23 protein-coding genes are annotated in these 23,730 nt (G+C 57.4%); 14 read left to right on the plus strand and 9 right to left on the minus strand.

The window, feature by feature from the left end:
- Window positions 1-39: 39 nt before the first annotated feature.
- From ACMGGP_RS04985 to ACMGGP_RS04995, 3 genes are all read right to left on the minus strand, one after another.
- Window positions 40-444, minus strand: a complete 405-nt coding sequence (locus tag ACMGGP_RS04985; RefSeq protein ID WP_010254222.1) for a tautomerase family protein — start codon at window positions 442-444, stop codon at window positions 40-42.
- A gap of 218 nt (window positions 445-662) precedes the next feature.
- Window positions 663-1,589: a hypothetical protein gene (locus ACMGGP_RS04990; RefSeq protein ID WP_498798229.1), complete on the minus strand. Its 927-nt coding sequence runs from the start codon at window positions 1,587-1,589 to the stop codon at window positions 663-665.
- 203 nt (window positions 1,590-1,792) lie between these two features.
- Window positions 1,793-2,134 carry a hypothetical protein gene (locus ACMGGP_RS04995; RefSeq protein ID WP_498798230.1) on the minus strand — a complete coding sequence of 114 codons (342 nt, stop codon included), beginning with the start codon at window positions 2,132-2,134 and terminating at the stop codon, window positions 1,793-1,795.
- Between the two features lie 147 nt (window positions 2,135-2,281).
- Here ACMGGP_RS04995 and ACMGGP_RS05000 point away from each other — a divergent pair, with 147 nt between their 5' ends.
- From ACMGGP_RS05000 to idi, 6 genes are all read left to right on the plus strand, one after another.
- On the plus strand, window positions 2,282-2,587 hold the full coding sequence (locus ACMGGP_RS05000; RefSeq protein WP_437382477.1) for an EexN family lipoprotein: 306 nt from the start codon (window positions 2,282-2,284) through the stop codon (window positions 2,585-2,587).
- A gap of 182 nt (window positions 2,588-2,769) precedes the next feature.
- Entirely contained in the window at window positions 2,770-3,255 is a 486-nt protein-coding gene (locus ACMGGP_RS05005; RefSeq protein WP_311974605.1) for a DUF2778 domain-containing protein, read from the plus strand.
- A gap of 2 nt (window positions 3,256-3,257) precedes the next feature.
- The gene (locus ACMGGP_RS05010) at window positions 3,258-3,485 is read left to right on the plus strand and encodes a hypothetical protein (protein ID WP_208443142.1); all 228 of its coding nucleotides are present in this window, start codon (window positions 3,258-3,260) and stop codon (window positions 3,483-3,485) included.
- A 329-nt stretch (window positions 3,486-3,814) separates the two neighbouring features.
- Complete coding sequence (locus ACMGGP_RS05015; RefSeq protein WP_498798231.1) at window positions 3,815-4,924, plus strand: suppressor of fused domain protein; 1,110 nt, start codon at window positions 3,815-3,817, stop codon at window positions 4,922-4,924.
- Between the two features lie 191 nt (window positions 4,925-5,115).
- A complete protein-coding gene (locus ACMGGP_RS05020) occupies window positions 5,116-7,011 on the plus strand; it encodes a methyl-accepting chemotaxis protein (RefSeq protein ID WP_498798232.1) in 1,896 nt (631 codons plus the stop codon).
- Between the two features lie 146 nt (window positions 7,012-7,157).
- Window positions 7,158-7,700: an isopentenyl-diphosphate Delta-isomerase gene (idi, locus tag ACMGGP_RS05025; protein WP_010669710.1), complete on the plus strand. Its 543-nt coding sequence runs from the start codon at window positions 7,158-7,160 to the stop codon at window positions 7,698-7,700.
- A gap of 124 nt (window positions 7,701-7,824) precedes the next feature.
- Here idi and ACMGGP_RS05030 read toward each other — a convergent pair whose 3' ends face one another.
- The gene (locus ACMGGP_RS05030) at window positions 7,825-9,300 is read right to left on the minus strand and encodes an MFS transporter (RefSeq protein WP_010254254.1); all 1,476 of its coding nucleotides are present in this window, start codon (window positions 9,298-9,300) and stop codon (window positions 7,825-7,827) included.
- A gap of 306 nt (window positions 9,301-9,606) precedes the next feature.
- Between ACMGGP_RS05030 and osmF the strand changes: the two genes are divergently transcribed.
- From osmF to ACMGGP_RS05050, 4 genes are read left to right on the plus strand one after another with little or no spacing between them, the layout of a single operon-like run.
- Window positions 9,607-10,518, plus strand: coding sequence for a glycine betaine ABC transporter substrate-binding protein OsmF (gene osmF / locus ACMGGP_RS05035; protein WP_050679471.1), 912 nt, complete (start codon window positions 9,607-9,609; stop codon window positions 10,516-10,518).
- 3 nt (window positions 10,519-10,521) lie between these two features.
- Window positions 10,522-11,697 carry an ABC transporter permease gene (locus tag ACMGGP_RS05040; RefSeq protein WP_498798233.1) on the plus strand — a complete coding sequence of 392 codons (1,176 nt, stop codon included), beginning with the start codon at window positions 10,522-10,524 and terminating at the stop codon, window positions 11,695-11,697.
- A complete protein-coding gene (locus ACMGGP_RS05045; RefSeq protein WP_010254263.1) occupies window positions 11,690-12,637 on the plus strand; it encodes an ABC transporter ATP-binding protein in 948 nt (315 codons plus the stop codon). The genes ACMGGP_RS05040 and ACMGGP_RS05045 overlap by 8 nt, the downstream gene beginning before the upstream one ends.
- Complete coding sequence (locus ACMGGP_RS05050) at window positions 12,625-13,356, plus strand: ABC transporter permease (protein ID WP_010669716.1); 732 nt, start codon at window positions 12,625-12,627, stop codon at window positions 13,354-13,356. Before ACMGGP_RS05045 ends, ACMGGP_RS05050 begins: the two co-directional genes overlap by 13 nt.
- On the opposite strand, the gene ACMGGP_RS05055 is transcribed toward ACMGGP_RS05050, so the two are convergent.
- Window positions 13,337-13,444 (minus strand): YohO family small membrane protein, encoded by a 108-nt coding sequence (locus ACMGGP_RS05055; RefSeq protein ID WP_010254271.1) that lies wholly within the window; start codon window positions 13,442-13,444, stop codon window positions 13,337-13,339. The two genes, ACMGGP_RS05050 and ACMGGP_RS05055, sit on opposite strands and share 20 nt — an antisense overlap.
- Before the next feature lie 87 nt (window positions 13,445-13,531).
- A complete protein-coding gene (locus ACMGGP_RS05060) occupies window positions 13,532-14,266 on the minus strand; it encodes a MerR family transcriptional regulator (RefSeq protein ID WP_498798234.1) in 735 nt (244 codons plus the stop codon).
- 149 nt (window positions 14,267-14,415) lie between these two features.
- Here ACMGGP_RS05060 and ACMGGP_RS05065 point away from each other — a divergent pair, with 149 nt between their 5' ends.
- The 4 genes from ACMGGP_RS05065 (at window position 14,416) to ybiB (ending at window position 18,849) form a co-directional block, all read left to right on the plus strand.
- Window positions 14,416-14,979 (plus strand): helix-turn-helix domain-containing protein, encoded by a 564-nt coding sequence (locus ACMGGP_RS05065; RefSeq protein ID WP_422881647.1) that lies wholly within the window; start codon window positions 14,416-14,418, stop codon window positions 14,977-14,979.
- Window positions 14,976-15,494 (plus strand): GNAT family N-acetyltransferase, encoded by a 519-nt coding sequence (locus tag ACMGGP_RS05070; RefSeq protein ID WP_346456490.1) that lies wholly within the window; start codon window positions 14,976-14,978, stop codon window positions 15,492-15,494. The genes ACMGGP_RS05065 and ACMGGP_RS05070 overlap by 4 nt, the downstream gene beginning before the upstream one ends.
- Before the next feature lie 191 nt (window positions 15,495-15,685).
- Window positions 15,686-17,854: an ATP-dependent DNA helicase DinG gene (gene dinG / locus ACMGGP_RS05075; RefSeq protein ID WP_010254283.1), complete on the plus strand. Its 2,169-nt coding sequence runs from the start codon at window positions 15,686-15,688 to the stop codon at window positions 17,852-17,854.
- A 26-nt stretch (window positions 17,855-17,880) separates the two neighbouring features.
- The gene (gene ybiB, locus ACMGGP_RS05080) at window positions 17,881-18,849 is read left to right on the plus strand and encodes a DNA-binding protein YbiB (RefSeq protein ID WP_498798235.1); all 969 of its coding nucleotides are present in this window, start codon (window positions 17,881-17,883) and stop codon (window positions 18,847-18,849) included.
- Window position 18,850: 1 nt separating this feature from the next.
- Here the strand turns inward: ybiB and ACMGGP_RS05085 are convergent, their stop codons facing one another.
- From ACMGGP_RS05085 to hutH, 3 genes are all read right to left on the minus strand, one after another.
- A complete protein-coding gene (locus ACMGGP_RS05085) occupies window positions 18,851-20,008 on the minus strand; it encodes a M20 aminoacylase family protein (RefSeq protein WP_307593891.1) in 1,158 nt (385 codons plus the stop codon).
- 200 nt (window positions 20,009-20,208) lie between these two features.
- On the minus strand, window positions 20,209-21,894 hold the full coding sequence (gene hutU / locus ACMGGP_RS05090; protein WP_033757077.1) for a urocanate hydratase: 1,686 nt from the start codon (window positions 21,892-21,894) through the stop codon (window positions 20,209-20,211).
- A 15-nt stretch (window positions 21,895-21,909) separates the two neighbouring features.
- Window positions 21,910-23,460: a histidine ammonia-lyase gene (gene hutH / locus ACMGGP_RS05095; protein WP_346451301.1), complete on the minus strand. Its 1,551-nt coding sequence runs from the start codon at window positions 23,458-23,460 to the stop codon at window positions 21,910-21,912.
- Window positions 23,461-23,730: the final 270 nt, after the last annotated feature.

The following is a 23,730-nucleotide window of genomic DNA, read 5'->3' on the forward strand; positions in this document are numbered from 1 at the left end:
AAATGCGCCACATTAACGGTTATAGGAAAGAAATTTTGGTTAGTAAAACTCATCTTTATGCTGATATCTGTATTCTTGCGTTATTCCTGTGTATCCATATGAAGCAGCTTTACAATCAATAAGATGCACATTTGACTGAGGATGTAGGTTACCAATAGCTTGTTCCATAGCGTTGTAAATTGCTTTCTGATACGCTCCTTTCTGATCTTTGCTACAAGTTTCATCCACGACAGTAACTTCAAGTCTAAACGAATTTTTCCCCCATTCAGCCAGACTCTTGCCATCAATAAACCAGTCATCATCGTCCACATGTCTTACTATGACCATGGTTTCGAAGCTGTTTTTCTTCAATATCTCGCATGTGATTTGAGTAGCTAAAAGTACACACTCTTTGGTTAATTTTTGATCCTTGCAACCAGACAATGTGAGCGTTATTCCAGGCATAATGATTCCTTAAGTGTGTCATTACTTAGCTTGATTATTAAAAGTGTTGCCGCATTTTTTGAACGATACGAGATGACTAAGATGGCATAATCGAAAACGTGAAGGCAACTTTCGTCCCCTTCTCGCTCAAAGCAGAATAAAGATTGCTGATCTCCCTTAATAAAAGTGACCGGCTCACTCTGCCATGAAGGGAGCGTGAATAACCATATGATAATTATCTACGCTTCTATCCGCCGTTCCGCGAGTGCATGCCTTGCTGCGTTTGATGCCCATCCATCGGACTGGTCATGATTTTCAATCTCTGCCTCTGCTATCGGCGTTACACGGATCAGCGGAACTGAACCGAAAGGCAAACCCTCAATTTGACGAGCATCACGGCTGAGAATGATGCGGGTCAATGGTTTATAGTCGTCGGTAAGAGAACAAAACAGTATGGCTCTATATTTTTCAACATCGGCAGCGACCTGATAGCCGTCGGCAACGAGATCCCCCAAGCTAATTAACAAATGAGCCCAGTCATCAATCTGCTGGCTGGTATTATCTGAAGCATCCAGCTCCATGAAAAGTTCGCATTCTACGCCGTTTTCCGGGTCTGCAACGCCGGCCCAGGGCGTCGAGAGACCATCGGTAGCCAGCGTTAATTTGGTGCTGCTTTTGGTACTGAGCACCCGGCGATGGGGCCCGAACCACTTCGTCTGGTTGTGTACGTTTGCGTCATCTCGTTCAGCAATAAAGCTATCTGACACGTCGCCATACCTTTTCCAGAATGCTCGCCTTGCGACAGCGGCAGCCTCATACATCGGACTCTGAGGACCGCGCGGCACTATTGTCTCATCGAAAATTGTGTCAACCGTAACGCGCCCGCGCATGAACGGTATTTTAGACTTAGTCCAGCGAACAATAACCTTATTAAAGGACTGTATCTGTAATGCTTCGAGTTTATCGACAACGTTGCAGACCCTCTGAAAAACATGGTCACCAGCAGTAACGTGACTCCCATCAGCATGCATGTAACCTCCATATTGCGAGGAAACACCAGCCTGTTCCGTAATAAAGAACCATTCACCGTTCACAGCGCCAATGGGTGCCTTGTCTAATGCCGGGCGTAAGTCCCTTGCCGCATCAGAGTTTGAATATGCAGTCATGCCTGTCCCTTATCTTCATTCCTTATGTATCTTGCTTGTTTTACGCTTTTCCACACCTGAGCGTTGCTAAACTTACGGCCCGATAAGTTTAAAAATGATAAAGCGATTGTAGGGCGTTAGTCTAAAAAAGTTGAGAAGGCTCTTAGATAATTACCCCTTCAGTCAAGAAGGCAAAACCGGCTGCTTTGTGCCAGAAGCGGACGTTAAGGAGTAGAAGGAGGGTCATATTCCCAGGCAGATGGATCGCTGTAAATATTACCATCGTCGTCCATTACCCGAGCGCCGAGGAACCCGGCAATGTCTAACATTTTTCTATATAGCTGCGTGTCTGGCCATTTGGTGTAAATATTGCCATCGTTCCAGTCAAGCCATGCCTCATCATGCGATGAAGCACCCGACCACAAAGCATGATAATCGCCATTTTTAAGGTCTATCGTTAATTCGTTGTCACTATCAATGAGAGAAAGCCACTCCTCAGGAGTTATTTTTTCTTCTTCATTTTCAGCCCAAAAATCAGCCCGTGTTATATATAACTGTACGCCCATGATCTCTCCACTAACCATTCAAACATTGGTTTTGCTTAACAGGTTCACTTACAAATTAACACTGGGGATTGTTTTACGCGAGTTACATGCAAACTCCGGTATATGATGACGTCCGCTTCTCGCTCATAGCGGACATTGTTTTTGACAGTGCCTGCTTCATCCGCTCGAGCGCACTACTGGTCTATAACTGCGGTCGTAATTAATTCTCTAAAGGGAGATCTGACGAAAGCAGAACTACTTTCCCTGGTTTTACTGGCCATTACGATGCTTACCGGTTGCGATGCTGGCGCGAAGGGTATTGATTGGTATAAAGCGCATGACGCGGAGCGCAAAGCTAAATATGAGGAATGCACGAAAGCCTTTGATCCACGCGATACCGAAGACTGCCGCAATGCGATTGATGCCACTGTCCACGGCGGCTCTTTTACAAAGAGTCCTAATAAAAGTTGGTAAATTCAGGCGAGCCGCCGCCTGGCGGTTTTTATGCCCTTCTGCGGGCACAGGTATAACGTCCCTTCTGTCAGCCACTCAAAGGCAGATGCCGGGCACAATTGACATTACACTACCAAAAGGCAATAGTTAAATTTTAGAATCAAGTGGATCTACTATATTCGCACATAAGGAATGGAGTTCTCATGTCATATAGCTGCTATTTACTTCTCAATCGGCGTGAAATGACCAGCCTGAGCTGCCCTGGTATTGGTACATTTCCTGCTTTTTCTGGTCAAAAAGAAGGCCGCAATAATCCAGAAAAAACAAACGTACCTGATATAGGCCCAATAGTTCGTGGCCGTTACTTTATTGTAGAACGACCTTCAGGTGGAAGATTGGGGCCGTTTAGAGAACGGTTGTTGAAAGAGATATACGGTACAGATCGCTCAACATGGTTTGGACTATTTCTTGACGATGGAAAAATCGATGACTACACGTTTGTACAAGGCATCAGGCGGGGTAATTTCCGTCTGCACCCTATTGGGCCATTAGGGTTGAGTGAAGGCTGCATAACACTTCAACATCCTCTTCAGTTCAATTACATGCGCGACATGTTCCTTAAATCTGGCCCAACGCTTAACATCCCGGGCAGCCAGCTCAAAGCCTATGGAACGGTAAAGGTATACTAACGATGCGCTTTATTTTAACTATTTTTCTGTTTGTTTTTTGTGCGATTGCTATTTCAAAAGCTATTGCTGTCATAGTGCCGGTAACATTCTTTTATGCCATCGCAGGATTTTTCAATATTAATGGCGATGAGGCAACCATCGACTTTGTACTCTCAGCCAACATCCTTATTTCTATCATTATGTCTGTTGCGCTTTTATGGGTGCTGAAAGCTTTTTTCAAAAAGCATTAAACAGGACTGCATTAGTACCATTGATTAGAAAAGTCAGTCTGCTAACCAGAGTAAACGCTACAATCAACACCGTATCCGGTTAACTTTATGGGGCATTGCATCGCGCTCCTTCGCTGCATCCACCCGTTACTGCAAGAGCACCACCAGACCGTGATGGTATAAGTATGCTGCCAGATGGGCCTCTGCTCCCGCCAATTGCGCCTGCTCTACTCTTCACTGCACTCCAACTCCCACACTTTGAGACTATTACCCTTGTCTCAGATAGCCGCAGCCAGGATCCTGCTCTATTCTCGGGGAAAATGGATTCCTCCAGGCTTTGTCGAGGCACTATGACGTACAAATCCCTGATTGCTGAAGTCCACAATCAGCAGCGCACCCTGACCGCCATTGTCGAACAGGATGAGCGCACTGCCTATTTTTACATCTGGCCAACCGACCTGTTCCGCAGCCAGTATGCGGTACGCGGCTGCTGGCTACGAAACCTGCTGCCGGCACCAGCGCAGGAAGATCGCGAGGCGATGGAGCAGGGCATAGCGCCGCTGCTCAGCGCCGAGTATTGCCGTAATCTGGAAGCCGAACCCGCGCTGGATCCGGTGGGTCTGCAGGTGCTATGGGAGCCGAGCGATGATGGCGCGGCGCTGTGGTATTACGGCCAGTTGCTGGCGGTGATCCCCGGCTGGAGCCTCTATCAGGAGAAGCAGGTGAGCTTCTCTGCAGGCTGCATCAAAAAGAACCGGCTGACGGCACCGCTGGGGTCGGCATCAACCAATGACTACTACGCCCGTGCGGAGCATCAGCGTCAGTTCTGGCGCGAATGGCACGACGGCAGCGAGTGGGATAAGGTGCAGAACGATCTGATGGCCTGCTATCAGGCGCGCTTTGGCGAGTCAGTGAAGTATTACGCTATCGATCAGGGCAGCTGGCCGCCGATGGCAATCTCCCAGCACTGGCATCAGGGCATCTGGTATTTCCTGACCATCGGCATGAGCATCCGGCCGATGCCGCAGGTCGATTATCTGTTTGATGAGCTGGCGCCGCAGTATCGCCGTATTGAACTGGGTATGGCGGTTGACGGTGAGGTCATGACCGAAGGCAACGCGGTGCAGATGGCCAGCGCGCTGGCGGAGTTCGTGCATCTGCCGTGGGCGCGGCTGACCTGGCTGGGCGAGGGCCATACGCTGGCGTCGGAAGTGGCACCCGTCGGCTTTGAAAGCTTCCTGCTCGCCAATGAGCTGGCAACCGAACAGGCGCAGTTCTCGCTGCCAAAACGCGACGGCGATCGCCCGACTCTGCTCTGGACTACGCCGATTACGGAAACGGAACGGCAGTTCGCGCAGGCGGATGAACATGGTGGTCAGAAGTTACGGGAATTGTTAACGGCGGATGGCAATAATCACATCTTCCGTCCGCGCCAGCAGGTCGTCAGTTCAGAAGAATAGGCCAGCAATAATGCGCCTGTTCGCCCATTCCCCGGCGCCCGCCGGGGATGTGATAGTTTCTATGTGAAATTAAATTTTTACAAAAATCAAACATTTCTCAAATATGTGATCCTGCTCATCTCAAGTTCCCGCTTGCCGCGCCGTTAAACCCGATCAGGCAATCGCGCCGCACCAGGTTCAGGGGAACGAAGATGTTTAAAACAACACAATCCCGCTTCACCGCAACAATGATCGCGTTCTTTGTTGCGCTTTTACTCGTTACAGTCTGGGTTATTAATCAGTTTGTCGCGCCACAGCTGGTCGATAGCGAAAGCCGTCTGGTTCGCTATCAGGTGGATTCACTGGCTTCCGGTATCGTTGAACAGATGAACCGCGTTCAGGCCCAGCAGCGCGCCATTACCGAAGCCGCATCTGTCATGGACAGCGCCACCATCGACACCCTGTTACCGACGCTGGTTAACCAGTATCAGGACAGCAATGTGTTTGGTGGCGGGATCTGGCCACTGCCAAATCGTCGTGACCCGGCCAAAGAGAAGGACAGCAGCTTCTTTGCCCGTAATGCCAGCAATGACTTGCAGGTGAACACCTACTGGAACTCCGACGCGGCTGACAAATACTGGGAGCAACCCTGGTACAAAGATGGCATGGCTGCTCCTAAAGGCCAGTGTGCCTGGGCAAAAGCCTATCAGGATGCCGCCAGCCCGCAGCCGCGCACCAACTGCGCTATGGCCATCTACAAGAACGGCACGGCCTGGGGTGTCGCCACCATCGACGTGACGCTGGGGTTCTTTAACCAGCTGGCGAAGCAGATGGGTGAAACCATTCAGGGCAACGTCCTGATCGTCGAAGCCGATGGTAAAGTCGTGGGCAATGGTGCACTGGTGAATGCCGCACCGAAGCTGGAGAACCTGGCTGACGTGCAGATGCCGATGGCAGCACCGCTGAAAACGCTGCTTAACGGTGTTGGCAATCAGCCGCTGGAAACCACCTATGACAGCAGTGAAGGCGAGCAGACGCTGTTCGTGCAGGTCATTCCAGGCAGCCCGTGGTATCTCGCCAGCAGCCTGCCAACCAGCCTGCTGAAAGCGCAGTCGCATAACATGCTGACCCGCCTGGGTCTGGTGCAGATCCCTCTGGCGGTGATCCTGCTGCTGGTGTCGCTGGGCTTTGTCCGCGCCATGATGAAACGTCTTAACGTGCTGAACAGCAATATCGAAGCACTGTCGACCGGTGGTGCCGATCTGACTCAGCGTCTGCCAGCCAGCAACAGCCCGGAGTTCAACGCCGTCGCGCAGAGCTTTAACCAGTTCATCAGCTATCTGCAGGGGCTGCTCCAGCAGGTGGGCGACAGCGCGCTGGCGATCACTGCCGCGTCGCGGGAAATTGCCAGCGGCAACGCCAATCTCTCTTCCCGTACCGAAGATCAGGCCAGCTCGATTGTAGAAACGGCCGCGTCGATGGAGCAGCTGACCGGCACCGTGCGTCAGAACGCTGACAACGCCACCCACGCTAACCAGCTGGCGGGTGACGCCTCGCAGGTGGCCGCACGTGGCACCGAAGTGGTCCGTCAGGTGGTGACCACCATGGGCGAGATTCATCACTCATCCCGTAAAGTGGTCGATATTATCAGCGTGATCGACAGCATCGCATTCCAGACCAATATCCTGGCGCTGAACGCCGCAGTAGAAGCCGCACGGGCCGGTGAACAGGGTCGCGGTTTTGCGGTGGTGGCATCAGAAGTGCGCAACCTGGCACAGCGTTCAGCCAACTCGGCGCGTGAGATTAAAAAGTTAATCGAAGAGTCGGTGGCGAACATCGATACCGGCAGCGCGCTGGTCGAGCAGGCGGGTCAGACCATGGATGAGCTGATGAAGGGCGTGAGCAGTGTGACAACGCTGATGAGTGAAATCATGTCAGCCAGCCGCGAACAGAGCCTGGGCATCGAACAGGTTAACGTTGCGATTACCCAGCTGGATGGCACCACGCAGCAGAACGCCGTGCTGGTGGAGCAGGTTTCTGCTGCCGCGCAGGCGATGGAATCGCAGAGCACCCAGCTTGAGCGGGTGGTTCAGAGCTTCCGACTGTAATCCCTCTCCAGGCCAGCCTTGCTGGCCTGATTTTCTCTCTGCTTCATCCGCTTATCTCCGCCTGACCCGGGTAAAAAATCCTCGATGATCCGCCCAAACCGATAATTCTGTGCCAGAATAGTTGGGAATAATCTCAAGGAAACGCCATGTCTGCTATTGAAGTTATCCTCGTTGACCACCTCGATCGTCCCACCGGCAAGATGGAAAAGCTGGAAGTGCATGAAAAAGGATTACTGCACCGCGCGGTGACGGTCTACGTCTTCAATTCACGGCAGGAGCTGTTGCTACAACGGCGTGCCAGCGATAAATATCATTGTGGTGGCTTGTGGAGTAATACCTGCTGTGGTCATCCTTATCCCCATGAATCAACCCGCGACGCCGCCGAGCGCCGCCTGCGTGAAGAGATGGGGATGGTGGTGACGCTGACGCCGGTGTTTGAGCTGAGCTACAACCTGAAACTGAGCAATGGCCTGACTGAACATGAGTATGGTCACGTCTTCTTTGCCGTCTGCGACAGCCTGCCGCAGCTGAATCCGCAGGAAGCGGATGCCTGGGATTATCGCCCGATGGCGCTGATTGAGCAGCAGATGCAGCAGCAGCCACAGCAGTTCACACCGTGGTTTTTGCACACTTTCCCGCGCATCCCGGACTATCTGGAGCAGTTTCCTTTCCCGGCAGTTACCGCATAAAAAAACCGCACTAAAGTGCGGTTTCAATGCTGGCCGGAGAAGTCGGGCCGGTGTAAACAATGCGCCAGGGTTATGAGCCCGTTTGCTCCCTGAGCCTGCGCGCTATCCACGCCCTGAGCGTTGATTATCGCTGCAGCTCGAAATCTTCCGCATCCACATCATAACCCGACGGTTCCCAGCGGATCGCCAGCAGCGCCAGCAGGCCCGCCAGTGGTGCAAGGAAGATCACCCAGAACACGCCGGTGCCCAGCGCCGCGACCAGCACCGGAAACAGAAACAGCGAAACGGTAGAGCTGCCGCGCATCAGCGTCTGGTTAAAGCCGACACCCACGCCGCGCAGCGACGTCGGATAGCTCAGCGACGCAAAAGTCATGGTATGCGAACCCGGCCCGAATCCCTGTCCAAACAGGAACAGCGCCAGCATGCCGATCGCCAGCGCGGCTTCCTGACCGCCTTCCGGACGACCAATCAGCGCCAGCCCGAGCAGCGCCACGCACTGACAGGCATAACCCGCCACCGACATCTTCCACGCCCCGAGGCGCGGCACCAGCCGCACCGCCAGTATCCCGCCGACAAAGGCGAACAGCAGATTCAGCGCCAGCGACACCAGAATGGTGGTAAGCATTGACTGGGCAAAGAAGCTGGAGATGATCACCGGCAAGCCAAACGCCACTGCGTTATAAGCAAAGGATGAGGCAATGGAAGTGATGGTCGCCAGCAATGTACGGCGGCGATAAACACCCTGTAACAGCGCGCCATAGTTACGCCAGCTCGCCTTGCGCACCGGCATGGCAGGCGTCAGCGCGGCGTCGGCTGCCACCTGAGCATTAATACTCCACGCACTGCGTAAAATCGCCGCGGCACCTTTCAGGTCGCCCTGATTCGCCGCCCAAACCGGGGATTCGCTCATGTAACGGCTACGGATGGCGATGATGATAATCGCCGGAACGGCACCAAAACCAAGGATTAGACGCCAGAGCCAGTCGGTGTGGCTTTCGGGTAACACGGCATAGAGCAAGAGCACCAGCAGATAAGAGATGCTGATCGCCGCATACCAGGTTGGGCACCACATCGCCACGCTGGCCGCTTTATTTCCCTTGCCACGTAGTCTGGAAAACTCCGCCAGAAACGCCATCGCCACCGGCAGATCGATTCCGACTCCCAGACCCATCACAAAACGCGCGCCGGCCAGCACGTACTCATTGGGGGCAAACGCACAGGCGATAGCCGCCACCACGAAAAAGAACATATCGGCCATAAACACCCGATAACGGCCAATTTTATCCGTGAGATAGCCGCCGATCAGTGCGCCGATAATGGCCCCGAAGGTGATTGCCGAGGCGACCATGCCGGTGCCGGTCGGGGTGAGATTGAATTCGCGCGTGATGTCTTTGATGCCAAAGGCCAGCGCACCCAGGTCGTAGGCGTCAAGGAAGACGCCCCCCAGCGCAATCGCCACCACAATGCGGGCATTATTACGGGCGCTGTCGCCACTGTTCACTAATCGGGAGACGTCAGCTGCGCTGCGGATCCACTGTGTTTCGCCACCGGGCGAACTCCCTGCTGTTGCCACATGGGCGGAAGAGGTCAGGTCGGACATGATGTTGTGCGTCTTTTATTATAAAAACAGATTTCCGAGAATAGCCGTTTAGACGCCCAGACGTAAATTCATTTAGGTTATATGAGATGAATTTATAATCTCAAATCGTTATCAATTTGCGATAAAGTCAGCTGCATCGCCGCTGCGCCAGGCTACGCTTTTAAGGCAGATAATTTCCGCTGCACGCCTTGCCAGCCTCCCGCAGAGTGGCAGGAGGGCAGCCTGAACGCGCAGGCGCACAACGCCTTGTGAATCATCACGCACGAACAAAACGTAAAAACAACACACTGCGATAAGGAAAAAGCCATGGTCAGAATTCGGGGTTGGATGGGCGTCAGCGCTTTGCTGCTCAGCATGGGGATAGCACAGGCGGCAGACCCGGTGCGGGTCGGCTCAAAAATTGATACCGAAGGATCGCTGCTGGGCAATGTGATTCTTCAGGTGCTGGAAAAGCACGGGGTAAAAACCGTCAATAAAATTCAGCTCGGCACCACGCAGGTGGTGCGCGGTGCCATCACGGCGGGCGAACTTGATATCTATCCGGAATATACCGGCAACGGTGCATTTTTCTTCAATGATGAGAAAGACAGCGCCTGGAAAAATGCCGCCGAAGGCTACGAGAAAGTGAAGAAGCTGGATGCGGAGAAAAACCATCTGGTCTGGCTGACACCCGCTCCGGCCAATAACACCTGGACCATCGCTGTGCGAAAAGATCTGGCTGAAAAAAATCAGCTCAACTCTCTGGCGGACCTCAGCGCCTGGCTGAAAAAAGGCGGCACCTTCAAACTGGCGGCCTCAGCAGAATTTATTGAACGCAGCGATGCCTTACCCGCCTTTGAAAAAGCCTATGGCTTTGACCTCAAGCAGGATCAGCTGCTGTCGCTGGCTGGCGGCGATACCGCTGTCACCATCAGCGCAGCGGCACAGCAGACTTCCGGCGTAAACGCGGCGATGGCGTACGGCACCGACGGTCCGGTAGCGGCATTAGGTCTGCAGACGCTCAGCGATCCTAAAGGGGTTCAGCCGATTTATGCGCCGACGCCGGTGATCCGTGAATCGGTACTCAAAGCCTATCCAGAGATTGCAGAGTGGCTGAAGCCGGTGTTCAGCGCGCTTGACGAGAAGACGCTGCAACAGCTCAACGCCAGAATCGCGGTCGACGGTCAGGATGCCAGCAGCGTAGCGACCGAATGGCTGCAGCAGAAAAAGCTGCTGTAACCGATGCAGATATCGCGGGAAGCGATACGCCGTCCGGTTGAGCAGCCGGTGGCACTGCTGCTGCTGACGCTGCTGACTCTGGCGCTGGTGGCATTGCCGTTTCTGAACTTCGCCCCGAACCGCCTGGTGGCGGGTGAACCGCTGATGGGCTGGCAGATTAGCCGCTTCGGGCTGTTGCTGCTACCGCTGGTGACGCTGTGGCTGCTGCTGTGGCGGCAGCCGACCCGCATCACGCTGATGCTGGCGCTGCTGGCGGCAGAACTGATGCTGGCGGCGATTATCTGGCTCAGCGGTCATCAGGCCACTTTACTCAGCCAGCAGGGCAGCCGTCTGACGCGCACCAGCTTTGCCAGCGGATTGTGGTGCAGCGGCGCGCTGATCCTGCTGCTGATCACCGATCAGGTGCGGCAACTGACCCGCCATCGGCTGGCACAGCTGCTGCTCAATCTGCAGGTCTGGCTGTTGCCGCTGCTGCTGCTGTTCAGTGGCCAGCTCAGCGATCTCTCCCTGCTGAAAGAGTATGCCAACCGCCACGCGGTGTTTGATGCCGCGCTGAGTCGTCATCTCACCCTGCTGGCGGGCACGGTGGTGCCTGCGCTGATGATTGCGCTGCCGCTGGGCGTCACGCTGTTCCGGCGGCCTGGCTGGCAGGGCGGGGTGTTCGGCGTGCTGAATGTGATTCAGACTGTGCCCTCGGTGGCGCTGTTTGGTCTGCTGATTGCGCCGCTGGCCGGACTGGCTCAGCAGTTTCCGTGGCTCGGCGACTGGGGCATCAGCGGCATTGGGATGGCTCCGGCGCTGATCGCGCTGGTGCTTTACGCCCTGCTGCCGCTGGTGCGCAGCGTGGTGGTGGGGCTGCAACAGGTGCCGCACGAGGTGCGTGAGAGTGCACGTGGCGTCGGCATGAGTGGCTGGCAGCAGTTTATTGCGGTGGATGTGCCGCTGGCGCTGCCGGTCTGGCTGGCGGGCCTGCGGGTAGTGGTGGTGCAGACGCTGGGCATGGCGGTGGTTGCGGCGCTGATTGGCGCGGGCGGCTTTGGCGCGATTATTTTCCAGGGACTGCTAAGCAGTGCGCTTGATTTGGTGTTGCTGGGGGTAATCCCGGTGATTGCGCTGGCGGTGGTCATCGATGCGCTGTTCCGCCTGCTGATCTCACTGCTGGAGAGAAAAGATGATTGAGTTTGACGGCGTTTCCCGCGCGTTTAACGGTAAAGCGGCGGTGAAAGATCTGTCGTTACAGGTGGCGAAAGGGGAATTTTGCGTGCTGCTTGGCACCTCCGGTTCGGGCAAATCGACCACCCTGAAGATGATCAACCGGCTGGTGGAGTTTGACAGTGGTGAAATCCGCTTTGCCGGAGAGTCGATTCGCCAGCTCGATGCCCGCACGCTGCGGCGGCGCATGGGCTACGCGATCCAGTCGATTGGTCTGTTTCCGCACTGGACGGTGCGGAAGAATATCGCCACGGTGCCAGTGCTGCTGGGCTGGCCCCGGGCACAGGTCAATGAACGTATCACGGCGCTGCTGGCGCTGCTGAATCTCGATGCGCAGCTGCTGGACCGCTATCCGCATCAGCTCTCGGGTGGGCAGCAGCAGCGCATCGGCGTGGCGCGGGCGCTGGCGGCGGATCCGGAAGTGTTACTGATGGATGAGCCGTTTGGTGCACTCGACCCGGTGACGCGCGGGGTGCTGCAACAGGAGATGTTGCGCATTCATCAACTGTCGGGCCGCACCATCGTGCTGGTGACGCACGACATCGACGAAGCGCTGACGCTGGCAGACCGTATTGTGCTGATGGATAACGGCGAGATTGTTCAGCAGGGCAGGCCAGTCGAGCTGCTGACCCAGCCGAAAAATGATTTTGTGCGCGACTTCTTTGGTCGCAGCGAAATGGGGGTACGGCTGTTGTCGCTGGAGCAGGTCGGTAATGCCGTGCGGCGCGGCGAGTGGCTGCCGGGCGAACCGATCGCTGCGGCACTGACGCTGCGCGATGCCCTGTCGCAGTTTATCGCCCGGCGTACCGATAAACTGCCGGTCATTGACGATCAGCAGCGGCCGCTGGGCGTGCTCCACTTTGGCGATCTGCTGCAACTGCGCGAGGATTTAACATGCGCAGGCTAAGGGATCCGCTGCTGTGGCTGGTGCTGTTCTACGGCGCGCTGCTGACCCTGATGCCTTACAGCGGGCCGCTGTTTCACCGCTGGTTTCCCGAACTGGCGCGGCCACTCTATCAGCAGGAGAGCTTCTGGCAGCTGACGCTGGCGCATCTGTTTCTGGTGATCACCGCCAGCCTGCTGGCGATCGTGATTGGCATTGGCAGTGGTGTGCTGGTGACGCGGCGGGCGGGCCGGGCCTTCCGGCCGCTGATGGAAACCATTGTGGCGGCAGGGCAGACGATTCCGCCGGTGGCAGTGCTGGCGATTGCGGTGCCGGTGATGGGATTTGGCGCCTGGCCCGCAGTCGTGGCGCTGCTGCTCTACGGATTGCTGCCGATTTTACAGGGGACGCTGGCGGGTATTGATAGCGTACCGGCCAGCAGTCGGGAGATCGCCATCGGGGTCGGCATGAGTAGCTGGCAGCGACTGTGGCAGATTGAGCTTGCGCTGGCTGCGCCGGTCATCATCGCCGGGATACGCACCTCGGTGATCATCAACATCGGCACCGCTGCCATCGCCTCGACGGTCGGCGCGAAAAGTCTGGGATCGCCGGTGATTATCGGCTTAAGCGGCTTTAATACAGCCTATGTCATTCAGGGGGCATTACTGGTGGCGCTGCTGGCGATAGTCAGCGATCGCCTGTTTGAACGCCTGCAGCGCTGGCTTAGCGTGAGTGAACGATGAGAGAGTATCCCACCAGCATCAGACCGCCGGTGCCACCTGCCGCCATAATAAAAAACAGCGTGGCGAAGAAAGCTTTTTTACAGTTCATGGGTAAAACCTGAGCTCGTTAACAGTGAGGCGGGGATAATAGCGCGCGCAAGGCAGCAGGCAAAGTGCCCGGCGTGCGTTTTTGTTATCAGGCGGGATCGTGCAACCGCACGGCATAGCCCTGTTCCTGCCAGTGTGACATCTGTTCCTGCTGGCGGCGGGTCAGTTTTTTACCGGTAAAGACAAACATATTCATGCCGGGAAAGAGTTCAGGACGCGGTAAATCCAGCGGTTCTGCCAGCACATCAATCCGCCAGCCATGCTGCGACAGACGCCAGCCTTCCAGCCAGATGCGGGTACGATCGTCGATACCCCAGCCAATAATCAGCGCATCTTTACCCGATTTTTTGCGGCTGCCGGTCAGGCAGAACGCGACATAATCGATCAGCAAACCATCCAGCAGACTGCACATGGTGCGGGCGGTGTTCTGGTCCAGACTCAGCTTCTGGCGCACCGGCATAAAAACATGGTCGATCAGTGCATCAATCGGATGTTCGCGACCAATCGCGGCAATTTTATTACGAAGTTTAGCGGGTCTGACGTGACGCAGGACGCTGATCAGCTCATCCTGGAGTGTGGTCCAGCCGTCATGGGCATCAACATCGCCACCTTCCAGTAGTGCCTTAACTTTACCGACCGGCACGCCGCTTTCAATCCAGCGCATAATCTCTTCGATGCGATGAACATCTTCTTCGTCAAACTGACGATGTCCGCCTTCGGTACGTTGCGGCTTCAGTAAGCCATAACGACGCTGCCAGGCGCGCAGGGTGACTGGGTTTATGCCACAGCGCTCGGCGACGTCACCGATACTGTATAAGGTCATAAATTCCTCTTTCGATTGGTCTGAGTGCAATTACCATAACGAAGCCGACTAAGTTGTACAATACATTTCTCGATGTACAACTTGACTGATACGCCGTTTCTCCGTTATATCTCATATAAGAGAATTATTCCCAAATATGAGAAAACACCATGTCAGAGCTGAATACAGAGCAACGACTGGCGGTGAGGCTGGCAGAATTACGCCTGCAACGCGGCTGGTCGCTGGATGAACTTTCTGTCGCAACGGGCATCAGTCGTGCGTCATTATCGCGCATTGAGCGAAGCGAGACCAGCCCTACTGCTGCGCTGCTTAACCGTCTGTGTGTTGCCTACGGATTAACGATGTCGCGCCTGCTCAGTGAAGTGGAGGAGGAGTCCAGTTTGCTGATCAGAGATGACCAGCAGCCCGTGTGGCAGGATGAATCCAGCGGATTTATTCGCCGGAATGTCTCACCCCCTGCGCTTCATTTCCGATGCGAACTGGTTGAGGGCAAATTACGACCCGGTGCACGTATAGATTATGATGCGCCACCCATTCAGGGGCTGGAGCAGCATATCTGGCTGCGCGAGGGCGGCCTCACCGTCACGATGGGGGCGCAGCAGTGGGCGCTGAAGCCCGGTGACTGCTTACGTTTTCATCTGGTCGGGAAATCGGCTTTTGAGGCGCACCTGACTGACGGTGCGCGCTATTTACTGGTGGTGGCGAAACCATGATCGATTACACAATACTTCGCGCCGACGAAGCGCAACAGCAACTGGGCGAACTTACTGCGGTGCTGCAGGCCTGTGTGGCAGACGGTGCCAGCATCGGCTTTATTGATGCTGAAGACGAAGAGGTGATGACGCGATTCTGGCAGCAGCGGATCGCCGGTCTGGCAGACGGCGACAGCGAATTATTCGTTGCGCGGCAGCACGGTCGCATCGTGGGCACGGTCATTCTCAGTGGCAGCGCGATGCCTAATGGCCGCCACCGGGCGGAGATCAGCAAACTGCTGGTGCATCCGCAGGCGCGCCGTCAGGGCATCGCGCGTGAGCTGATGCAGCGCGCTGAGCAGCAGGCCCGTGCGCAGGGCAAAACGCTGCTGGTGCTGGATACGCGCAGCGGCGATGTCGCCAGCGATCTCTATCGCTCGCTGGGCTGGCAGGTGGCGGGGTCGATCCCGTTTTATGCCGAATCCACCGCGGGCGTGCTGGATGCCACCACCTATATGTACAAAGTGCTGGCGTAGCCAGCCGCGAGCTCATGCGGCTGGCCTTTCTTCGTGCCGGACCGGCCTGGGTTGACGGGCTGCCCGCACGACCCTGAAACGGGCAACTGCTGAAATTTACGACGTCGCACGAAAAATTCGGCGCGAAAGCTGACGCCAACAGGATACTGTGTAAAAATACAGGCCATATTTTCGGTGTGGTAACGCAAATCATGGCCCTGACAGCCGCAGTAAAAAGCCAGATAGCGCAGTGGTATAAAGCGCTTCAGCAGCAGGTGCCTGACTTCATCCCACGTGCGCCGCAGCGCCAGATGATCGCCGAAGTGGCGAAATGCCTGGCGGGCGACGATTCGCGCCATCTGGCGGTTGAAGCGCCAACCGGCGTGGGCAAAACCCTCTCTTATCTGATCCCGGGTATCGCCGCCAGCCGCGCCCAGGAGAAGCGGCTGGTGATCAGCACCGCCAACGTGGCGCTGCAGGATCAAATCTTCACCAAAGATCTGCCGCTGCTGAAAAAAATCATTCCCGATCTCACCTTTACCGCCGCCTTTGGTCGCGGGCGCTATGTCTGTCCGCGTAATCTGGCGGCGATGGCGGCCGATGACGATGAGCAGGGCGATCTGCTGCTTTATCTGGACGATGACGCCGTCAGCAGCACTAAAGAGGAGCAGACGCAGTGTGGCCGGTTGCAGAAATCGCTGGATCGCTATCAGTGGGACGGCCTGCGCGATCACAGCGACGAGAACGTCAGCGACAGCCTGTGGCAGCGGCTCTCCACCGACAAAGCGAGCTGCCTTGGCGCACACTGTCGCTGGTATCGTGAATGCCCGTTCTTTGTGGCGCGGCGCGAAATCGAGCAGGTGGATGTAGTGGTGGCGAACCATGCGCTGGTCATGGCCGCAATGGAGAATGAGTCGGTGCTGCCACCGGCAAAAAACCTGATGCTGGTGCTGGATGAAGGGCATCACCTGCCGGAAGTGGCCCGCGATGCGCTGGAGATGAGCGCCGACATCACGCCGGGCTGGAGCAGCCTGCAGCTTGACCTCTTTATCAAGCTGGTAGAGAGCATTATGACGCAGATGCGGCCAAAATCGCCGCCGCCGCTGGCTAACCCGGAGCGGCTGAAAGCGCACTGCGATGAGCTGCGCGAACTGCTGACGATTACCGCTCAGGCGCTGAATCCGCTGCTGCCACCGCATAATCAGCCGGGCGAATTCCGCTTTGTGCTGGGGGCGTTGCCCCAGGAGTTGCTGGATCTCTGCGCCCGGCTCTTTAAGCTCAGCGATGCGCTGCGCGGCCTGAGTGAAGGTTTGATTAATGCGCTGAGCGAGCAGACCGGCAAGGTGGATGTGGTGCGACTGCATCGCAATCTGCTGCAGCTCAATCGCCAGTTTGGCTGGTTTGAATCGGTCAGCAAACTGTGGCGGCTGGCGGCGATGGAAAAAGCCTCTGGCGCGCCGGTGTCGAAGTGGATCACCCGCGAGCTGCGCGAAGGTCAGGCGCACCTGCTGTTTCACTGCGCTGGCATCCGCGTCAGCGACCAGCTGGAGAAGATGCTGTGGCGTAAAATTCCGCACGTGGTTGTGACCTCCGCCACGCTGCGATCGCTTAACAGTTTCAACCGCCTGCAGGAGATGTCGGGACTCAGCGAGAAAGCGGGCGACCGCTTTGTGGCGCTGGACTCCCCGTTTAACCACGTGGAGCAGGGCAAGCTGGTGATCCCGCAGATGCGCTATGAGCCGCTGATGACGCACGAAGCGGAGCATATCGCGGAGATGGCCGGTTTCTTCCGGCAGCAGATGGCGGAGAAAAAGCATAAAGGCGTGCTGGTGCTGTTTGCCAGCAACCGGGCGATGCAGCAGTTTGTCGCCTGTCTGCCCGACCTGCGCCTCTCAATGCTGGTTCAGGGCGATCAGCCGCGCAGCCGCCTGGTCGATCTGCATCGTCAGCGCGTCGCCAAAGGGGAAACCAGCATCCTGATTGGCCTGCAGTCGTTTGCCGAAGGGCTGGATCTCAAAGGCGATCTGCTGAGTCAGGTGCATATCCATAAAATCGCTTTTCCCCCGGTAGACAGTCCGGTAATTTTGACCGAAGGCGAGTGGCTGAAAAGCCTGAAACGCTATCCGTTTGAGGTGCAGAGCTTACCCAGCGCCTCTTTTACCCTGATTCAACAGGTCGGACGCCTGATTCGCAGCCATCAATGTTATGGCGAAATCGTCATTTACGACCGCCGTCTGCTGAGCAAATCCTACGGCAGCCGGCTGTTAGCGGCGCTGCCGATCTTCCCGATTGAGCAGCCGGAAACGCCAGAGCCGGCAGCGATACCGGCCACCGTGGTGCCAAAAAACACGGTGCGTAAACGACGTCCCACGCGGCGCTGAGCCGCGCACTTAACCGGAAGCGAGTGATGGAACTGAATAAAATCATTAAAGAGATTGGTCGCGGTAAAAATCATGCCCGCGATATCGACTTTGATACTGCCGTGGCGCTTTATGGCGCGATGCTGGCGGGCGAAGTGCCGGACCTGGAGCTGGGCGGCATTCTGATTGCGCTGCGTATTAAAGGCGAAGGCGAAGCGGAAATGCGCGGCTTTTATCAGGCGATGCAGGCGCAGATGATGCAACTGCAGGCGCCGGAAAACCGCCCGATGCCGGTTGTGATCCCCAGCTACAACGGTGCACGCCGACAGGGCAATCTCGCGCCGTTGCTGGCGCTGCTGCTGGTGAAACTTGGCTTCCCGGTGCTGGTGCATGGCGTCAGCGACGACGCGACGCGCATCACCAGTGAAGCGGTGTTTGCCGCGCTGGGTATTACCCCCGTCACCACCGCAGAGGCGGCGCAGGCAAAACTCGATCAGGGCGAACTCGCCTTTATCACCATCGATCATCTCTGCCCGCCAATGGCGAAACAGCTGTCGCTGCGCTGGCGAATGGGCGTGCGTAACAGCGCGCATACGCTGGCAAAACTGGCGACCCCGTTTGCCGAACGTGCGGCGCTGCGTCTGTCGAGCGTTTCGCACCCAGAGTATGTACCGCGTGTGGCGAAATTTTTCAGTGACATCGATGCGCCTGCGATACTGCTCAATGGCACCGAAGGGGAGGTCTATGCCAATCCACAGCGCTGCCCGGCGATCAGCATGATTCAGGGCGCAGGCGCGGAAGCGGAAGTGTGGGTTGAGCGTCAGCCCGAAGTGGCCGTTGAACTGCCGGCCGATAAGACGGCAGAGGTAACCGCGCGCTGGATTGAGCAGGTGCTGAATCAGCAGCGGCCGGTGCCCGCATCACTGCGACTTCAACTCGCCTGCTGCCTGCGCGCCAGCGGCCAGTGCGACTCGCTGGCGGCGGCAGAGCAGCAGATCCTCGCCGCCGGTTACTGACTCAGGCTGCTGGCAGCGCCTGTTCAACCAGGTTCTGCCAGAAAGTAATGCCAATTGGCAGCAGCGCGTCGTTGAAGTCATAGCGGGCGTTGTGCAGCGGGGCGGAAGGCGTGTCGCCATCCGCGCCCAGCCAGAAGTAAGCACCCGGACAGGCCTCCATCATGCAGGCAAAATCTTCAGACGCCATCGACGGATTGACCTGCCACTGAACCTGTTCGGCCCCCAGCGTCGCCAGCGCCACCTCGCGCACCTGCTCAGCCGGGGCAGCATGGTTGGCGGTCACCGGATAGCCCGGTAACCACTCAATCTCACCGCTCACGCCAAACGGACGTGGCAGGGTAGCGACAAACTCATCAATCAGCCCGCGTACTTTTTCGCGCACGCTGGTCTGCAGGCAGCGCACCGTGCCGCGCAGCACAATCTGTTCCGGGATCACGTTGATCGCTTCGCCACCGTGGATCTGCGTCACGCTGACCACCGCCGAGGCGAGCGGCGAGAGGCGACGTGACGGAATCGTCTGCAGCGCCAGAATCAGCTCGGCCGCCACCACCATCGGATCGGCACCGCTTTCCGGCATCGCCGCGTGGCAGCTTTTGCCGTGCAGGGTAATCTCAAACGAATCCAGCGACGCCATCATGGCGCCAGGGTTAACCGCCAGTGACCCCAGCGGCAGGCCCGGCCAGTTGTGCATCGCATAGATCGCATCCATCGGGAAGCGCTGGAACAGTCCCTCTTCCACCATTTTGCGCGCACCGCCCAGGTTCTCTTCGGCAGGCTGAAAAATGAAATGTACCGTGCCGCTGAACTGGCGTGTGGCGGCCAGCTGTCGGGCGGCGGCCAGCAGAATGGCGCTGTGACCGTCGTGCCCGCAGGCGTGCATCACGCCGGGAGTGACGGAGCGCCATTCAGTGTCGCCTTTTTCCGTAATCGGCAGCGCATCCATATCCGCACGCAGCCCGATAACCGGGCCGGGACCGTTTTCCAGCGTGCCGATCACGCCGGTGCCCGCCAGACCACGAAACACCTGCAATCCCGCCCGCTCTAACTCATCAGCGATAAACTGGCTGGTTTGCTGTTCCTGGTAACCTAATTCGGGGTGGCGATGAAACTCACGGCGCCAGCGCAGGGCATCTTCAAACAGGGCAGGGGAAAGGGTCATGCAGAGTCGCGCTCCATACAGAATGAGAAGATTTCACTTTAGAGGTCGGGTGGCGCTGCGTCTATCGCCGGCAGGACGAAATCTGGCTATAGGCTAAATCAAAATGGAATAAGTAATAAGGAAGTGATGTCCGGGCAGGGCTTCAGAAGGGAAAAATGCGAAGAAAACGGGGCAAGTCGCTGCCCGCCCCGTTCAGCGTATTACTTCTGCATCGGCAGGTTCAGTTCATGCTCTGCCGCGCAACTTTGTGCCAGCTCATAACCCGCGTCGGCATGACGCATCACGCCGGTGGCCGGGTCATTCCACAATACCCGACCCAGACGCGCATCCGCCTCTTTGCTGCCGTCACAGACAATCACCATACCGGCGTGCTGCGAGAAGCCCATGCCAACACCGCCGCCGTGATGCAGGCTGACCCAGGTCGCACCGCCTGCGGTATTCAGCAGCGCGTTGAGCAGCGGCCAGTCTGAGATCGCATCCGAGCCATCCTTCATCGCTTCGGTTTCACGGTTAGGTGAGGCAACAGAGCCGCAGTCGAGATGGTCGCGGCCAATCACCACCGGCGCTTTCAGCTCGCCGTTGCGCACCATTTCATTGAACGCCAGACCGGCAAGATGCCGTTCGCCCAGTCCCAGCCAGCAGATACGTGCTGGTAGTCCCTGGAATGCGATGCGCTCCTGCGCCATATCCAGCCAGCGATGCAGCGTTTTGTGGTGCGGAAACAGTTCTTTGAGTTTTGCGTCGGTCTTGTAGATATCTTCCGGATCGCCGGACAGCGCCACCCAGCGGAACGGGCCTTTTCCTTCGCAGAACAGCGGACGGATGTAGGCCGGTACAAAGCCAGGGAAGTCGAAGGCGTTGCTGACACCCTCATCCAGCGCGACCTGACGGATATTGTTGCCGTAATCCACGGTCGGGATGCCCATATGACAGAAGTCGAGCATCGCCTGCACGTGGACCGCCATTGAGGCACGCGCCGCTTTCTCCACTGCCTTCGGCTGTGAGACGCGCTCCTGCTGCCAGCGCGCCAGATCCCAGCCAGCCGGCAGATAGCCATTAATTGGATCGTGCGCCGAGGTCTGATCGGTCACGATATCCGGTTTTGGCCCGCCCGCCCGGGCGCGTTTCACCAGCTCCGGCAGGATCTCGGCGGCATTGCCCAGCAGCCCGACCGAAATCGCTTTTTTCGCCGCGGTCGCTTCGCTGATTAACGCCAGCGCTTCATCCAGCGTGGTGGCTTTGTAATCTACATAGCGGGTACGCAGGCGGAAATCGATGCGCGACTCCTGACACTCAATCGCCAGCACACAGGCCCCGGCCAGAACGCCCGCCAGCGGTTGCGCGCCGCCCATGCCGCCCAGCCCGGCGGTGAGGATCCAGCGTCCGCTGAGGTCGTTGTTGTAGTGCTGACGTCCCGCTTCCACGAAGGTTTCGTAGGTGCCCTGCACGATGCCCTGCGCGCCGATATAGATCCAGGAACCGGCGGTCATCTGGCCGTACATCATCAGGCCCGCTTTATCCAGCTCATGGAAGTGATCCCAGGTCGCCCAGTGCGGCACCAGATTGGAGTTCGCCAGCAGCACGCGGGGTGCATCCGCGTGGGTGCGGAAGATGCCGACCGGCTTGCCGCTCTGGATCAGCAGGGTTTCATCCGGCTGCAGTGCCCGCAGCGAACGCAGGATCTGCTCGAAGCACTCCCAGTTACGCGCCGCCTTACCGATGCCGCCGTAAACCACCAGATCTTCCGGCCGCTCGGCAACATCGGGATCGAGGTTGTTCTGAATCATGCGGTAAGCGGCTTCAATCAGCCAGTTGGCGCAGTGCAGCGTGGTACCGTGAGGCGCGCGAATTTCACGTGCCACAGCCTGAGAAAGAGTTTCGCTCATGAAAGATTCCTTAATTCAAGAAGTTGGGCGCATGCTCGGCAGCAGCGCGGTCAATGCCTGAGGCCAGTCAGTGCGACTTGCCCACTGACGCATTGCCTCGATATCGGGAGCCAGCAGGCGATCCTCCTCAAGGAAGGCGACCTGCTCACGAATGGTGTCGATGGCCTGCTCAATCAGCGCAGAGCTTTTCAGCGGCCGGTTGAATTCAATGCCCTGTGCGGCGGCCATCGCCTCAATGCCCACGACTGCGGCGCTGTTAAAGCACATGCTGCCGAGACGGCGGGCGGCGTAGGTCGCCATCGAGACGTGATCTTCCTGATTAGCGGAGGTCGGCAGGCTGTCGACGCTGCCCGGATGGGCCAGCGATTTGTTCTCAGAGGCCAGGGCTGCGGCGGTCACCTGGGCGATCATAAAGCCGGAGTTTACGCCGCCGTCGCGCACCAGGAAGGGCGGCAGGCCCGACAAGCCGCTGTCCAGCAGCAGCGCCAGCCGTCGCTCGGAGATGGCCCCGACTTCGGCAATCGCCAGCGCCAGGATGTCCGCAGCAAAGGCCACCGGTTCGGCGTGGAAGTTGCCGCCGGAGATCACATCGCCGCTGTCACTGAACACCAGCGGGTTGTCAGAGGCCGCGTTCGCTTCGATTTCCAGAATCCGCGCGGCGTGGCTGAAGTTGTCCAGGCAGGCACCCATCACCTGTGGCACGCAGCGGATGGAGTAGGGATCCTGAACGCGGCCGCAATGCTTATGCGACAGCACTATTTCACTGCCCTCAATCAGGGTGCTGACGGCAGCGGCGACGGCAATCTGACCATGCTGGCCGCGCGCCTGATGGATACGGGCGTCGAACGGTTTTAGCGAGCCTTTAATCGCCTCCAGCGACAGCGCACCGGCCATCAGACCGGCGGCAAACAGGTTTTCACCCTCAAACAGGCCGCGCAGCGCCAGCGCAGTTGAGACCTGGGTGCCGTTAAGCAGCGCCAGTCCCTCTTTCGGGCCGAGTACAAACGGCGACAGACCTACGCTTGCCAGGCCTTCGGTTGCCGGGATCAACTCACCCCTGAGCCGGACCTGACCTTCGCCCAGCAGCATCAGGGACATGTGCGCCAGCGGCGCCAGATCGCCGGAGGCACCGACCGAGCCTTTTTCCGGGATGCAGGGCATGACACCCGCATTGAACAGCGCCAGCAGCGCCTCAACCAGTTCGATTCGCACGCCAGAGTGACCGCGTGCCAGGCTGATGATTTTGGTGGCGACCACCAGACGGGTAACATTGTCGGGCAGCAGATCGCCCAGCCCGACGCTGTGTGACAGCACCAGATTACGCTGCAGATCCGCCAGGCGACTGGCCGGGATTTGCGTCTGCGCCAGCTTGCCAAAGCCGGTATTAATGCCATACACCACGTTGCCGGAGGCGACAATCGCATCCACGGTCTGCTGCGCCGCCGCAATCGCCTGACGCGCGGGCTCATCAAGCGTCAGCGTGACGTTGCCCTGATAGATAGCGCGTAATGTGGCGAGGTCCACCTCGCCTGGCACCAGGCGCAAAACCTGAAACGAACCTGACATAGTCTACTCCTGTCTATACAAGTGTGCTGGTGTGGCTAAACTGCTCTCCTTGCCCTGATCCAGCGGAATAATACGAGTGAAACATAAGCGTTAATTCTTGTCTATGCTTGTCTATACAATCAAAGGGAGCAAGCAAGTGCCGTGCCAGGCCGATCACAAAAATCGATTGCCCGTCCGCTGCGGGTTGACTATTTAGCGCTACTCAGAGGCTGCACCATCAGGATGCGCAGACTGCACCATTGGGGCACCGCGCAGCGTACTGGATGTATA

The sequence above is a fragment of the Curtobacterium sp. BNK-1 genome (assembly GCF_048685235.1).
In the GTDB taxonomy this organism is placed as follows: domain Bacteria; phylum Pseudomonadota; class Gammaproteobacteria; order Enterobacterales; family Enterobacteriaceae; genus Pantoea; species Pantoea agglomerans.